The organism is Acetobacter sp. AC2005, assembly GCF_037901235.1.
Taxonomy (GTDB): Bacteria; Pseudomonadota; Alphaproteobacteria; order Acetobacterales; family Acetobacteraceae; genus Acetobacter; species Acetobacter oryzoeni.
Genome location: NZ_CP149625.1, coordinates 846,405 through 860,253 on the forward strand (window position 1 = coordinate 846,405; position 13,849 = coordinate 860,253).

The 13,849-nt window shown below is 56.9% G+C and carries 12 protein-coding genes; 5 read left to right on the forward strand and 7 right to left on the reverse strand.

The window, feature by feature from the left end:
- Positions 1-226 precede the first annotated feature (226 nt).
- The 4 genes from QQM41_RS04055 (at position 227) to murA (ending at position 4,185) form a co-directional block, all read left to right on the forward strand.
- Positions 227-2,032: a carbohydrate porin gene (locus QQM41_RS04055; RefSeq protein ID WP_050819193.1), complete on the forward strand. Its 1,806-nt coding sequence runs from the start codon at positions 227-229 to the stop codon at positions 2,030-2,032.
- Between the two features lie 106 nt (positions 2,033-2,138).
- A complete protein-coding gene (locus QQM41_RS04060) occupies positions 2,139-2,369 on the forward strand; it encodes a hypothetical protein (protein WP_003624963.1) in 231 nt (76 codons plus the stop codon).
- Entirely contained in the window at positions 2,360-2,914 is a 555-nt protein-coding gene (gene dcd, locus QQM41_RS04065) for a dCTP deaminase (RefSeq protein WP_012812446.1), read from the forward strand. The genes QQM41_RS04060 and dcd overlap by 10 nt, the downstream gene beginning before the upstream one ends.
- A gap of 8 nt (positions 2,915-2,922) precedes the next feature.
- Positions 2,923-4,185, forward strand: coding sequence for a UDP-N-acetylglucosamine 1-carboxyvinyltransferase (murA, locus tag QQM41_RS04070; protein ID WP_003624966.1), 1,263 nt, complete (start codon positions 2,923-2,925; stop codon positions 4,183-4,185).
- A gap of 65 nt (positions 4,186-4,250) precedes the next feature.
- Here the strand turns inward: murA and QQM41_RS04075 are convergent, their stop codons facing one another.
- The 7 genes from QQM41_RS04075 to budA form a co-directional block, all read right to left on the reverse strand.
- Positions 4,251-5,255: a multidrug resistance efflux transporter family protein gene (locus tag QQM41_RS04075; RefSeq protein ID WP_339077781.1), complete on the reverse strand. Its 1,005-nt coding sequence runs from the start codon at positions 5,253-5,255 to the stop codon at positions 4,251-4,253.
- 191 nt (positions 5,256-5,446) lie between these two features.
- Positions 5,447-6,037 carry an LUD domain-containing protein gene (locus tag QQM41_RS04080; protein ID WP_003624971.1) on the reverse strand — a complete coding sequence of 197 codons (591 nt, stop codon included), beginning with the start codon at positions 6,035-6,037 and terminating at the stop codon, positions 5,447-5,449.
- On the reverse strand, positions 6,034-7,437 hold the full coding sequence (locus QQM41_RS04085; RefSeq protein ID WP_003624973.1) for a lactate utilization protein B: 1,404 nt from the start codon (positions 7,435-7,437) through the stop codon (positions 6,034-6,036). The genes QQM41_RS04080 and QQM41_RS04085 overlap by 4 nt, the downstream gene beginning before the upstream one ends.
- Positions 7,434-8,177, reverse strand: coding sequence for a (Fe-S)-binding protein (locus QQM41_RS04090; protein WP_050819191.1), 744 nt, complete (start codon positions 8,175-8,177; stop codon positions 7,434-7,436). Before QQM41_RS04090 ends, QQM41_RS04085 begins: the two co-directional genes overlap by 4 nt.
- A 31-nt stretch (positions 8,178-8,208) precedes the next feature.
- Positions 8,209-9,903 (reverse strand): thiamine pyrophosphate-dependent enzyme, encoded by a 1,695-nt coding sequence (locus tag QQM41_RS04095; protein ID WP_087651751.1) that lies wholly within the window; start codon positions 9,901-9,903, stop codon positions 8,209-8,211.
- Between the two features lie 330 nt (positions 9,904-10,233).
- A complete protein-coding gene (gene alsS, locus QQM41_RS04100; protein WP_128104894.1) occupies positions 10,234-11,922 on the reverse strand; it encodes an acetolactate synthase AlsS in 1,689 nt (562 codons plus the stop codon).
- An 81-nt stretch (positions 11,923-12,003) separates the two neighbouring features.
- Positions 12,004-12,810, reverse strand: a complete 807-nt coding sequence (budA, locus tag QQM41_RS04105; RefSeq protein WP_003624984.1) for an acetolactate decarboxylase — start codon at positions 12,808-12,810, stop codon at positions 12,004-12,006.
- A gap of 96 nt (positions 12,811-12,906) precedes the next feature.
- On the opposite strand from budA, the gene QQM41_RS04110 reads away from it, so the two are divergent.
- The gene (locus QQM41_RS04110) at positions 12,907-13,848 is read left to right on the forward strand and encodes a LysR family transcriptional regulator (RefSeq protein WP_035365910.1); all 942 of its coding nucleotides are present in this window, start codon (positions 12,907-12,909) and stop codon (positions 13,846-13,848) included.
- Position 13,849: the final 1 nt, after the last annotated feature.

Consider the following 13,849-nt stretch of genomic DNA (forward strand, 5'->3'; position numbering starts at 1 on the left):
ACAAATACCAACTTGACCACACACAGCGCTTCTGTTTGTGATGAAGGGCCAACAACCAAAAATAACAATAATGGTTTGTCCCATGCCTTTCATCTTCAGCCCTCGTGCTTTGCGTTCATCCGCTGCCTTTGCGCTAAAAGGTGAATTGTCCACCTATCTGCGCTGGCTCACCATGCTGCCTTAAACAGACAGGCAAGCTCTGCGGAGCTTTTTCCTTATCAGCATTGTGGTCAACATTTCCGACACTCATGATTTTGCGGGAAGCGGAATGACTTTTTCAAAAACATGCCGCCATAAAGCGGAGCATGATATGCCCGGGCGTGCATTTTCTACCGCCCTTTCTGCGCTGCTTGCAGGTTGCGCGGCTGTTGTATTGCCTGTTGGCGCACACAATGCGGCACAGGCGCAAAGCACCACCACATCTCCGCTTACGGCCCAAACGGCCGTGGCACCTGTATCCGATGCAATTGTAACGCCCGGAGATAACAAGGTACACGCAGGCCCCGCGCAGGCAGGCCGCCCGCTGGATGCAGAATCCCTCGGCCCGGATCTTAACGCCATTCGGCGGCCACCCAACACACCTATCCCGCCCAGCGGTGTGCCTGTTCTGCCGTTTCCCGGTATGGCCACCATGAGCGTGCAGCCTGTAGGCCCATCGGGCGATGCCTCAGCCTTTCATAAGGTGGAGCTGGATTCCATTCTGGCTACAGAAGGCCCTTCACGCATGTTGCCCCCCAGTCTGGATGCGCTGCGAGATACGGATCTGAATGATCCTTACTACGTACCCACGGCGGGGTCTGGCGCGCTTATTCCGCAGCTCAGCCCATTCCGAAACCGGCTGCGCGAAAAAGGCTTTACCTTTTCCTTCACCTATAAGGGCGAAGCCAACGGCCTGTTTGCCGGTGGCCGACCGGGGGAAAAAGGCACCAGTTATGTGCACGAACTCACCCTTCAGGCCATTTTCGATCTGGGCAAAATGGACCCCAGACTGGGCGGGTGGTCTGTGCATACATTGGTGATGGAACGTGCCGGCAAGGCCATTCAGGGCCCGCGCGTGGGCGAATCCTACGTTGGCTTGCAGGAAGTGTATTCCCTTTCCGGCAACGTGGTGGCCCACTTGGTGGACCTGTATGCTGAAAAGAAATTCCGCAACAACACGCTCGATGTCATTTTCGGGCGTATGTCGCTCACCCATGTGTTTGCAACATCGCCTCTGCTCTGCTCGTTCATGGTGACGTGTTCTGCGCCTGTGGCCATCAAACAGAATCCGGGCATGAGCGTGTATCCAAAAGCCACATGGGGGGCGCGCATCCGCTTCCGCCCCACATGGGATACGGCTATCCAGATTGGCGCGTATTCTGTGGGCGCGTTGAACGAGAACCCCTCCGGCTGGGCATGGGGCGCGGAACACGCCACCGGTATTTCCCTGCCCATCGAATTTACGTGGCAGCCGTTTTTAACACGCAACCGCCTACCGGGGCATTACGTGCTGGGCTACGCGCATGATACCACGCGCTATGCCGATAAAATTGGCTCGGCCCTGCCAAGTGCCGTTGCCGCACAGGTGCCCGGCGCACGCTCTGCCCCGTCTGACATGTTCTGGCTGGAAGCAGACCAGATGGTGTACCGCCTTGGTGGCCGTAACATGATGGCCGGTGGCTACCTGATGGGCGGCTACATCCATGTGACCCCGCGCGCCGTAAATGTGTCTGACCAGTTGTATGGCGGTATCTCCCTTGTAGGGGTGATTCCCTCACGCATGACGGACCGTCTGGGCATGATGTTCTCATGGTACAAGGTCAGCAACCGGCGGCGGCAGAGTGAGCAGCTCGCACTGGATGGCGGATACGGCCTGCCAAGTGGTGTGTATGGCGTGCAGCATTCGTCTGACGTGATTGAGGCCTATTACGGTATTGATGCCCTGCCCGGCCTGCTGGTGCAGCCAGAATTCCAGTACATGATTCACCCCGGTGAAACACATAAAATCCGCAATGCGGGCATGATGGGCCTTAAGGTTATTGCCAACCTCTAGCAGGTTTTGCCCATACGCATGCAGTCTGCCCTAGTCAGGGCGGGCTGCCTCTGCTAGTCAGCCTGTCGAACGTTCAACCTACGCGACTGGCCTGCTGCATACCGGCATGACTGATACGCCCGAAAACACATCTTCCGGCCCCCGCCTTTCCTCTAAAGCGGAAGCTGCCCGCGCCGAGCGTATGGCCCGGCAGGCTGCGGCGCTGCGTGCCAATTTGCGCCGCCGCAAGGAACAGGCACGCACCCGGCAGGACTCAACAGATTCTGCCACCCCCACCAGTTCTGAACCCGGCGCACAAAACCGCCACCCTACCGGAGAAGACAAGACATGCCCGTGATGCCAGATACATGGATCCGCCAGATGGCTCAGGACCACGGCATGATTGAACCGTTTGTGGAAAACCAGAAGCGCGAAGGCGTTATTTCCTACGGTCTTTCCTCCTACGGGTATGATGCCCGCGTGGCGGATGATTTCCGTATTTTTACGGATGTAAACAACGCCATTGTGGACCCCAAGAACTTCAGCCCGGATGGCTTTGTTTCCCGCCGGGCCGATGTGTGCATTATTCCGCCCAACAGCTTTGTGCTGGCCCATACTATTGAATACTTCCGTATCCCGCGGGATGTACTGGTGGTGTGTTTGGGCAAATCCACCTATGCGCGCTGCGGCATTATCGTCAACGTCACCCCGCTGGAACCGGAATGGGAAGGACAGGTGACGATCGAGATCAGCAACACCACTCCCCTGCCCGCCCGCATTTATGCCAATGAAGGCATCTGCCAGTTCCTGTTCTTTAAGGGTGAAAGCCCGTGTGAAGTCAGCTACGCAGACCGTGCCGGCAAGTATATGGGCCAGCGTGGCGTTGCCACCCCGCGGATGTAAGAAAGACCATGGATCGTTTCATCATCCGGGGCGGACGCCCCCTGCACGGCGAAATTACCATTGGCGGCGCCAAGAACGCAGGCCTGAAACTGCTGGTGGCCGGGCTGCTGACATCTGAACGGCTGGTGCTTTCCAATGTGCCGCGCATTGCAGATATTGGCACCATGCGCGCCCTGCTGCGCCAGCATGGGTTGGAAGTGGAAGACGTAAACGGTGATGGTTCCACCATTTCCGTTGGCGGTGACATTACCAACACCGAAGCACCGTATGACATTGTTTCCAAAATGCGTGCCTCCATTCTGGTGCTTGGGCCCCTGCTGGCCCGCTGCCATGAAGCACGCGTTTCCCTTCCCGGTGGGTGTGCCATTGGCACGCGCCCGGTGGATATGCACCTTCGGGGGCTGGAAACTCTGGGCGCAGAAATTACGCTGGAAAACGGCTACATCAACGCCAAGGCCCCCAAGGGGCTAAAGGGCGAGCGGGTTATTCTGCCGTTTGCCTCTGTTGGGGCTACGGAAAACATCATGATGGCCGCCACCCTTGCCAAAGGGCGCACGGAAATTGTGAATGCCGCGCGTGAGCCGGAAATGGTAGATCTGGCCAACTGCCTGAACGCCATGGGCGCACGTATTTCTGGCGCGGGCACCGGCACCATTACCATTGATGGCGTAGAAGCTCTGCACGGGGCCCACCACCGCATTATGCCAGACCGCATTGAATGCGGCACCTATGCCTGCGCCGCCGCCATTACGGGGGGGGACCTGCGCCTGATTGATGGACATGTGGACCATCTGGGTGCTGTGGTGCGCGCGCTGGAAGAAACCGGCGTGGAAGTGACGCAGGAAGGCAACGCCATGCGCGTGCGCCGCACCGGTGCGCTGCGTGGCATTGATATTATGACAGAACCCTACCCCGGCTTCCCCACAGATATGCAGGCCCAGTTTATGGCGCTGCTTTCTGTGGCCGAAGGGGCCTCCATGATTACGGAAACCATTTTTGAAAACCGTTTCATGCATGTGCCGGAGCTTAACCGCATGGGCGCACGCATTAACGTGCATGGGTCTTCCGCCATTATCCGCGGCGTGCACAGCCTTTCTGGCGCACCTGTTATGGCGACCGATCTGCGGGCATCTTTCTCGCTCATTCTGGCAGGGCTTGCCGCGCATGGTGAAACCATTCTCAGCCGCGTGTATCACCTAGACCGGGGATATGAGGCTGTGGAACGCAAACTGGCCGCCTGTGGCGCACAGATTGAGCGTGTGCGGGACTAAACCCTGCTACAACATAGCGTTTTAAAAACGGGTGGTGGCAGCAATGCTTCCACCCGTTTTTGTATTCAGGCTTCAGGCGCAGTTTCCTCGCTTACGGCAAAGCCAATCAGGCCACCCATAACGGCCATAAGGCCCACGTAATCTGCCATTCCCAGTGAAACACTGCCAAGCAGCAGGGCTTCCCCCGCCAATGTAAACCCAACCTCTCCCGCCTGTGTGGCATCCACGGCGGCAATCAGATACGGATCTGATGAAAGGTTGCGAGCATAGGTAAATAGTGGTGTGGCCAAGCAGCCCGCAAACAGCGCAATCAGGCCCGTGGATGTTATCTGCCCCATATCTGGCAATGGGGGGCGCACCAGTAACAAAAGCCCCGCAAAAAATGGCAGGGCGCCAAGTGTCATCAGCAAAACAGCGGCCAGTGGATCTTGCAACAGTGCAGCGTGTGGCCCGGCCTGATGCCGGAACCGATTAAGCAACTGGTTGCCAATTGGGTAACAGAACGCCGCCACCAGCAACGGCACCACACCAGAGGCAATTTGTGCCAATGGCACGCCAGATTGCAGCCGCCCTGCATTGAGAATAACGATGCCGGCAAAAATTAGCACCAGAAACGCCACACCGCGTAAGGGCACCTTGCCACCAAAAGCCCATAGCACCACAGGTGTGGCCAGAATGGTGCTTTGCCATGTGGCCGCAACTATCCAGCCGGGCGCATGATTGGCCGCAAAGCAGCAGCACGCGTAAAAGGCACCATACCCAATGCCTCCTGCCACCAGCCAGAAGCGCAGCTTTTGCCAGAACAGGTGCCAGATTGCCCCCACCCAGCGCGCGCCTTTGGCCACAAAGCCCCACACCAACAGCAGCAAAGCGGTTTCAATATACCGCAGTGCGGCACTCCACACCCAGTGCCCGCCATGCAGGCTGATAGACCTGTTGAGCACAAAGGTGACAGAAAACAACGCCGAGGCCACCAGCCCCAACCCGATAAGCCGAGGCGCCCCCGTGCCACCATGCCGTATACCTGCGCCTGCCAGAATGGGCGCTGCTGCTGTGTTTTTCTCCACCATATCTGCGCCCCTCTTTTATCCCCACACCACACTTTTCAACCATGCACAGGCAAAGCCTGCCCTTTATTCTGTGCGATGTGTTAACGAATAATACAAGAGCGCACCGCCTGCTGCGCACATACAAAAAAGCCGGAGCAGGTTGATGCCCTGCTCCGGCTTTTGAAGAAACGCTCTTTTCAGGCTGGTAGGGTTTAGTCTTCCCACCACACGGAAAGCGTGCGCACGCCCTGTGCACCACGCACCAGAACACCCTGAATATCTGCCGTGGCGGAAGGTCCGCTCATCAGCACACCGTAATTGGCGGTATGGAACTCGGGGCGATCCATATAGGCGGTGTGCATGTTTGCGGTCAGATTCTTGGGGGAAAGAATGACCACAATATGCTGCGTGAGATGCGCTGCGGAGTTCAGGTTATTCAACTGCGCTTCGCTCAGATAGATGGAGCCCATTTCGGCAATGCCGAAAGGTGAGCGCACCACCAGCACATCCACCGAGGCCGCCTGCTGTGGGGAATCCAGATCTTCAATCCGGATTGTGCCTTCAAAATCCGGCACGGCAGAGCAGATCACCTTGGAATCTGGAAAGGTGCGGGCAATAGCTGTTGCCAGCGTATCGTTTTCCTGCCGTTCCAGAACCTGGCCGCCAATAATTTGCAGGCTGTTTTCAAAACGCGCCTTGCCTGCATCCATATCCCCCAGCTTGGCAACGGGGGGCAACGGATGGGCGTTGGGGTCTGGGCGGTTATCCCGCAAACGGGCTAGAATGGCATCACGCGAGCTCATGCTTTTTCCCCTTCCTTCTGCTTGTTCAGGCGGTTTTTCTTGTACCAGCTGTTGAAGGTGGTTTTGACGGGGTGCGGCAGTTCACGGTGCTTGCCCCACGGGTTCAGCCAGTTATACAGCACAAAACGTGGCATGGTGCTCAGCGCCACTTCCGTACCGTTAATGGCTGCACGGTACAGCTTGGGCTGGCCCATAAGCTTGCCAGCCATGTGCATGATCTCACGTTTTACAAACGGCAGTTCATGATGTTCGGCCAGCACGCGCCGCCATTTATACAGCTGCTCGTGAATGTTGATCTTGACCGGGCACACATTGGTGCAGCTTCCGTTCATGGTGGAAGCAAACGGCAGCGTGCTGTATTTGCGCTCGTTAAAGGTGGGGTCAATAATTGCGCCAATCGGGCCGGAATACACGGCACCGTAGGACAGACCACCGGAACGGCGATACACCGGGCAGGTGTTCATACACGCACCGCAGCGGATACACTTCAGCGATGTCCAGAAATCCTGCATGCCAAGACGGTGGGAGCGGCCATTATCCACCAGCACCACGTGCATTTCGCTGCCCTTTTGCGGGCCACGGAAGTGCGTGGTGTACTGCGTAATGGGAGAGCCAAGCGCACTGCGGGAAAGCAGGCGGATAAACACACCCATATCCGCCATACGCGGCACAAGGCGTTCGATCCCGATAGTGGCAATATGCAGGCCCGGCACCGTAGCGCTTAGGTCCGCATTGCCTTCATTGGTGCAGACAACGAAGGAGCCTGTTTCGGCCACAACAAAGTTGCCGCCTGTCATGCCCGCATCGGCCGACAGAATGACCGGGCGCGCGGCCAGACGCTGCTGCCATGCCAGAGACTGCGCGCTGTTGTCGTTCGGGTCTGTGTGATAGTGCTCGGCAAAAATCTTGGCCACGTCTGGTATCAGCTTGTGCACGGCTGGCACCACAATGTGGCTGGGCATCTGGTTATCAAGCTGCTGGATACGTTCACCAAGGTCTGTTTCGGTTACCGTAACGCCGCGTGGTTCCAGATATTCACGCATCTGGCATTCTTCGGTCACCATCGACTTACTTTTGATAAGCGATTTGGCACCGTGTTTTTCCAGAATTTCGCCAACTATGCGGTTGTGTTCCGCACCATCGGCTGCCCAGTGAACGTGAATGCCGTTCTTTTTGGCGTTGGCTTCAAACTGCTCCAGATATTCGGGCAGGTTGGCCAGCGTGTGTTCCTTGATCTGGGAGGCACGGGTGCGCAGTTCCTGCCATTCTGGCAGAATGTGCATCTGCTCATCACGCTTCTGGCGCAGGTCCCACAGGCGTTCGTCATGAAAGCTTTCATGCGCAACGTCTTCAATGAACTCTTCCGCCGCCTTGGCGTGGTTGACTGGTTTAACCTTCATTCCCGTGCTCCATTCAGAATTTCAGCAATGTGAATGAAGCGGATGGGAACCCCGGCCCGTTCCGCACACCCTTGCTGGTGCATCATGCAGGACGTATCGGCAGAAACAATGTATTCCGCCCCGGCATTGTGGTGATCGGTTACCTTATCCACCCCCATTTTGGCGGAAACGGCTTCTTCCGTAACCGAGAAGGTGCCACCAAAACCGCAGCATTCATCTGGCCGTTTGGGATGGGCAAAGGAAATACCCTTCACCTTGGAAAGCAGATCCATCGGTTTGGAGAAGAAAGGCTCACCCAGTTCAGACATGCTGGCCGTACGCAGGGCGCGCAGGGTGCCACAGCTGTTATGTAGGCCCACCTTGTGCGGGAATTCCGCCCAAGGGAAATCTTGCACCTTCAGCACATCGTGCAGAAATTCCACCAGTTCAAAGGTGTTTTCACGCACATGCCGCACTTCATCCGTTTGCGGAATGGCATCAAAGTTGTCCCGCACATGGTGGGTGCAACTGCCAGACGGCATGACAATGGCATCGTATTTGGCAAAGAGTTTGACAAACAGCGCCTCAGCAGAGGCAGCATCCCGGTTACAGCCTGAATTGGCCATTGGCTGGCCGCAGCAGGTTTGTTCCATGGGGTATTCCACATCCTGGCCCAGCTTTTCCAGCAGCTCCAGCGTGGCAACCCCTGCGTTTGGATAAAACGCATCTATGTAACAGGGAATAAACAACCCGATTTTCATACGCACCCCCGGTTTTTGCAGCCAGACACTCTCAGCCCGCTGCAATCATAATTTCAACAAGCGTGGGGCCATCGGTCGCTAATGCTGCTTCCAGCGTGGGCGCAATATCTGCGGCCCGCGTTACTCTGCTGGAAGGCACCCCCATGGACCGGGCCAAAGCCTGATAGTCTATTTGTGGATCAACAATATCCATGGCGGGATATGTCCCCTCCTGCGCAGAGATATAGTTGTTTTGCTGCCGCATGAAGTTCTTGAGCACGTTGTACTCGCGATTGTTCATCACAACAAAAGTAACGGGCAGCTTTTCGTGTGCGGCTGTCCACAAAGCCTGTGGGGAATACAGGGCTGCCCCATCCCCCACCAGTGAGACAACTCTATCCCGCCCAAGGCCAAGTGAGGCCCCAACAGCCGCAGGCATGCCCCAGCCCAGTGCACCCCCCCGCAGGAAGGAATACTGGGCAGACCATGCACTTTCTAAAAACAACCGAACATCGGATGAAGTGGCAATGGCTTCATCCACAATGGCAATATCCGGGCCAATGGCACGCACCGTCTCCCACGCTGCAACGCGGGGGGAAATAACGGCATCTGCCGGATGGGCCAATACCTCTGCCACAGCCTGCGCACGCTGTGCACGGCGGGCTTCCGCCACCTTCTGGCCCGATGCCGCATAGGCAGCACGCTGCGGGGCTGCCGCCTTTTGCAACATGGGCAACAACGCCTGCAAGGATGCTCGAATATCCCCCACCACGGAAAGCGGCGTCCAGAACGTGCGCCCCAGATCCCGCACATCGGAAGACATCTGATACACCGCGCAGGATGGCGGCAGGGCCGGGCCTTCTGTGTACAGAATGGTAATGAGGGATTTGCCACCCAATGCAAAAATGGCATCGTACCCGCTCAGCTTTTCCGCAATACCGGTGGCCTGTGTGGGCAGGTTGCCGCACCACAGCGGATGCGCCGTGGCAAACGGAATGCGCGATGGCCATGATGAGCCATAAACCGGCGCACCCAAACACTCTGCCACAGCAGCCACTTCATCTGCGGCATCCGAGGCATACACCTCATCCCCCGCAATAATGGCCACCTTGCCGGGGCGCAGGGCTGTAAGAGCTTGCGCCAGTTCTGGCAGCCCACCCGCCACGGCCTGACGGTTGATATTGGAGGGCTCACCAATATCCACGCTGCTCATTTCTTCCATCACATCCATGGGGAGTGACAGAAACACCGGCCCTGTGGGAGCTGCGGTGGAATCATGAAAAGCGCGGCGCAACAAAACAGGAAGCTGATCTGCATGGGCCACTTCCTGCGCCCATTTTACGGCGGGGCGGGCAATCTGCACCAGATCACCAAACAGAAGCGGATCAGAAATGGTGTGGCGGGAATCCTGCTGCCCGGCAGTCACCACCAATGGGGTTTGCGAAACACTGGCATTGAGCAGATTGCCCATGCCGTGGCCCAAACCACCTGCCGTATGCAGGTTAAGAAAGCCCGGTTTGCGGGCGGCCTGCGCGTAACCATCTGCCATGGCCACCACGCTGGCTTCCTGAAGGCCCAACACGTAATGCACGTTGGGCACTTCCAGCAGAGCATCTATCAGCGGCAGTTCCGTAGTGCCGGGGTTGCCGAATATGTATTCAACCCCTTCGCTCCGCAGCACTTCCAGCAAAACCGCTGCACCGCGCCGGGTTTTGCCGCCTGCTGTTTCTACAGATGTTACTGCCATTACGCCTGCCCCCTATTCTGCCGTTTTGGCAAGTGTGCCACAGCCTGCGCATTGGCACACTGCGCCATTGCCCAACTGTATATACACTTTGCACGACTGAAAGGATTTGTTCATTCCCCTACCCTGATAGACTGGCAGAAATATGCAGGGGAATTCACAATAAGGCAGAATGGTAACATCTGCTTTGCTGGCCCAAATTTCTGTCATGCTGTGCTGCCCTTTCTGGCAGCCTGAACTGCTACGCCGCTTGTTATAACAAAATGAAGCATTTTGCAAAACAGGCGGCGCGCACATCAGCAAAAAAATCTGGCCTGCGTTTTTTGCGCAGCTTTACGCTGCGGCACTCGTTTCACCCAGCTGAGCCAGCGGCTGCATGAGCAGATGGTTGTGGGAGTAATCAACCGGCACGGCAATAACCACCGGGCCTTCTACATCCATGGCCGTACGCAGGGCCTGACGCACTTCATCTTCCGTGGTGGCGTTAATGCCCGTTGCGCCGCAGGCTTCTGCATATTTTGCAAAATCAATGGGGCCAAAGTTCACGCCAGAACCACGGCCATATTTCTTCTGCTCCTGCATTTCCACCATGTTGTAGGCTTCATCAATCCAAACCATGTGGATCAGGTTGCACTTCAGGCGCACAGCCGTTTCCAGTTCCATGCTGGACATCATGAACCCACCATCACCAGAGATGGACAGCACTTTCTGCGCCGGATTCAGCAGGCTTGCGGCAATACCCCACGGCAGACCAACGCCCATTGTCTGCTGACCATTGCTGATAAGCACCTGACGTGCCCGGAAGGACAGCAGATAACGTGCCAGCCAGATATGGAAGGTGCCCATATCCAGGCACAGTGTCATATCCGGGGTTACAAACTGTTCCAGCTCACGCACGATCTGGAGCGGATGCACAGCGTTGTTGCTGGTGCTGCGGGCTTCCAGCAGCGCGGTGGTGCGGGCTTTTTTGTAGCCTTCCAGAACAGCTTCCAGTTCTGAAGCACGAGCCAGCTTGCCTGCATCTTTTGCCAGCACTGTCAGCGTGGGTGCAATTTCACCAATCAGCTCAATGGCCGGAACGTAGGCGTTATCCAGTTCTGCAGGAACGATATCTACGTTGATGATCTTGCGGTCATCATTCACGTTCCACAGCCACGGATCATATTCTACCGGGTTGTAGCCGATAGCCACAACAACATCGGCTTCGTGCAGAAGCTGATCACCATGCTGGTTGCGGAACAGGCCAACGCGGCCACCAAAACGGTCCACCAGATCTTCAGAAACCGCACCAGCAGCCTGATAGGTACCCACAACCGGCACGCCGGTTTCTTTTACAAAAGCGCGCACGCCTTCTGCCACATCCGGGCGGCTGGCCAGCATACCCAGCAGAACCACAGGGCGTTTGGCGTTTTTCAGCATGGTTGCGGCTTCTGCAATCACATCAGCCGGGGCACCGCCAACGCGCGGCAGCGGACGGCCAGCCAGAACCGGCGCATGTGCCGGCATGGAAAGCACATCCATAGGCGTGCTGACAAAAGCAGCACCGGGGCGGCCACCTTCTGCAAAGCGGAAAGCGTTGGCCATCACTTCAGAAATCGCAACCGGGGTTGTCAGCTCAACACTGTATTTGGTGATGGGCTTGAACAGGTTGACCGTATCCATGGTCTGGTGCGTCAGCTTCAGGCGGTCTGCCAGTTTTACGGCGCCACCAATGGCCAGCACCGGGTCGCCTTCAGAATTGGCGGTGGCAAGGCCGGTTACAAAGTTGGAAGCACCGGGGCCGGATGTAGCAATGCACACGCCTGCCTTGCCTGTAAGACGGCCAAGACCACCTGCAATAAAGGCTGCGTTCTGTTCATGCCGCGTAACAACGGTTGTGATGGAGGAATCCACCAGCGCATCAAACAGACGGTCTACCTTAGCGCCCGGAATACCGAACACGTGCTTGACGCCGTGGGCTTCCAGATTTTTGACAATAAGCTCCGCACCGCACTGAGCGGCGTTGTCTGCCGGATTGGTCATTTCAGTTCTGTCCTGCAAAAACTGGGCTGCCAGAAAGCTGTTTTTCAGCAGCCCCGTTAAAAATGTTCAGCGAATGGAGGCTCAGCCGCCTTCAGCAATACGGATGGCTTCGCTCAGGCTTTCAGGGTTCAGGTCAGCCTTGGCGAACTGTTCCGTACGGGGCAGCTGAATTTCCAGATCGGAAATGGAAGCCACTTCCAGCTTGCCGCGCACAAGGCGATATTCCGTAACATGCCCGCCACGTTTGCTATCTTCAGAAAGGAAGTGCAGGTGGTAGCCCGCAACATTCACGCCCTGCATGTAAACCGGGGTGCGGAAGCCGATCATGGTGCCCATAACGTTTTCCATGGTGCAGGTGGGCTGCTTTTTCACCACTTCCAGCATGTGCGGATACGGCTTGCACTGGCAAAACACCGTGCGGGTATCAACGCGCTGGAATTCACCCGTAAAGCGCACGGCACCAAACAGGTTGGGGTTACCAAGCAGGCTGTCCACCAGCTCTTCAAACGTTTCCTTGGTTTTGGGGGAATCGATGGTAACCGTTTTTTCCGGTTCAAAATACGTTACGCAGGCAAACGGCGTTTTAAGAGAACCGGGCACTTCTGCGGCCAGACCTTCTGCACGGAACTGGCGCACCACGCCGTCCGTCACAATCATTTCGCCATCAAGGGCGTTGAATGTGCCTAGGCCGAAGTTACCGTGCTGGAGCAGTTCATCCAGCGTGGTTTCACCATCGTACACCGCATCCAGCAGGGCAGCCATGGTGGAGGTCTGGTACAAACGGTTTGCAACAGGCTTTTTCAGCACGCCGTTGCCAAGGGCAGAAGAGCGGACATCCATGTCCATCACCGACTGTTTTTTCATGCTGCAATACTCCCACAAACGCATGGTGGTTTAAGTTCGTTTCGCCCGCACGTTATAACAGTGGAAGCCAGTCTTCCAATATATATTGAACACGTTATCCATATGTATTACATATACCATATGGATATCAGGCACCTGCGCTACTTCGTAACCGTTGCCGAGCATGGCAGCATTACCCATGCCGCAGAGGCACTGGGTATTGAGCAACCCCCACTCAGCCAGCAAATCCGCCAGCTTGAGCGCAATCTGGGCGTAACGCTGTTTGAACGGCAGACTCGGGGCATGAAGCTGACAGAAATTGGCGAAGTGCTTTTGCCCCGCGCCCGCACCATTCTGGATTTGCAGGCGCAATTCCTTTCCACGGCAGAAGGTCTGGCGCGGGGGGAAAGAGGGCATATTCGCGTAGGGTTGGCCGGGGCTGTGCCGCTGTTGCCGGTTATTCCGCTTACCATTCGCCGGTTTCGGGAAATGGCGCCCGATGTCACGCTCTCTTTGGAAGAAAGCAACACCCCTGCCCTGTGTGCGGCATTGCACGAACCCAGCGTGGATATTGCCATTATCCGCCCGCCGTTTACCGATCCCTCACGCCTCTCGGTTTTTCACCTGCTGGATGAACCCACGGTTATCGCCCTGCCCCGTGGCCACAGGCTGGCCAAGGAACCGGTGATCAGTTTGGATATGGTGGCAGATGACCCGCTGATTATCTTCCCGCGTGAGTTGGGCCCGGGCTTTCATGATGCCATTCTGTCGGCCTATCAGCTTGCGGGCGTTACCCCTACAATGGGCCAGCAGGCCCCGCAAATTGCGGGCACCGTGCCTTTGGTGGCGGCGGGGCTTGGGGTTTCTGTTGTGCCGCGTTCACTCAGCCAGATTCATGCTGGCGGGGTCACGTTTCATGCCATTAGTGAACCCGCACCCCGCGCCACATTGGCTGTTGCCATCCGCACCGGGCAGAACATGCCGCTGGTTACGCGGTTTGTAACGGTGTTGCGCACCGCCTGCCGCAAGTGGGAGCAGCGCCAGCATGACACCGCCCCCTTTGCAGATTCGGAAAACCTCTAAC

Bases quoted from the DNA above. Each gene is read 5' to 3' on its own strand.
- QQM41_RS04060 (WP_003624963.1), top strand. From the start codon at position 2,139: ATGACTGATACGCCCGAAAACACATCTTCCGGCCCCCGCCTTTCCTCT.
- dcd (WP_012812446.1), top strand. From the start codon at position 2,360: ATGCCCGTGATGCCAGATACATGGATCCGCCAGATGGCTCAGGACCAC.
- alsS (WP_128104894.1), bottom strand. From the start codon at position 11,922: ATGACCAATCCGGCAGACAACGCCGCTCAGTGCGGTGCGGAGCTTATT.
- murA (WP_003624966.1), top strand. From the start codon at position 2,923: ATGGATCGTTTCATCATCCGGGGCGGACGCCCCCTGCACGGCGAAATT.
- QQM41_RS04095 (WP_087651751.1), bottom strand. From the start codon at position 9,903: ATGGCAGTAACATCTGTAGAAACAGCAGGCGGCAAAACCCGGCGCGGT.
- QQM41_RS04110 (WP_035365910.1), top strand. From the start codon at position 12,907: ATGGATATCAGGCACCTGCGCTACTTCGTAACCGTTGCCGAGCATGGC.
- QQM41_RS04080 (WP_003624971.1), bottom strand. From the start codon at position 6,037: ATGAGCTCGCGTGATGCCATTCTAGCCCGTTTGCGGGATAACCGCCCA.
- QQM41_RS04085 (WP_003624973.1), bottom strand. From the start codon at position 7,437: ATGAAGGTTAAACCAGTCAACCACGCCAAGGCGGCGGAAGAGTTCATT.
- budA (WP_003624984.1), bottom strand. From the start codon at position 12,810: ATGCGTTTGTGGGAGTATTGCAGCATGAAAAAACAGTCGGTGATGGAC.
- QQM41_RS04075 (WP_339077781.1), bottom strand. From the start codon at position 5,255: ATGGTGGAGAAAAACACAGCAGCAGCGCCCATTCTGGCAGGCGCAGGT.
- QQM41_RS04090 (WP_050819191.1), bottom strand. From the start codon at position 8,177: ATGAAAATCGGGTTGTTTATTCCCTGTTACATAGATGCGTTTTATCCA.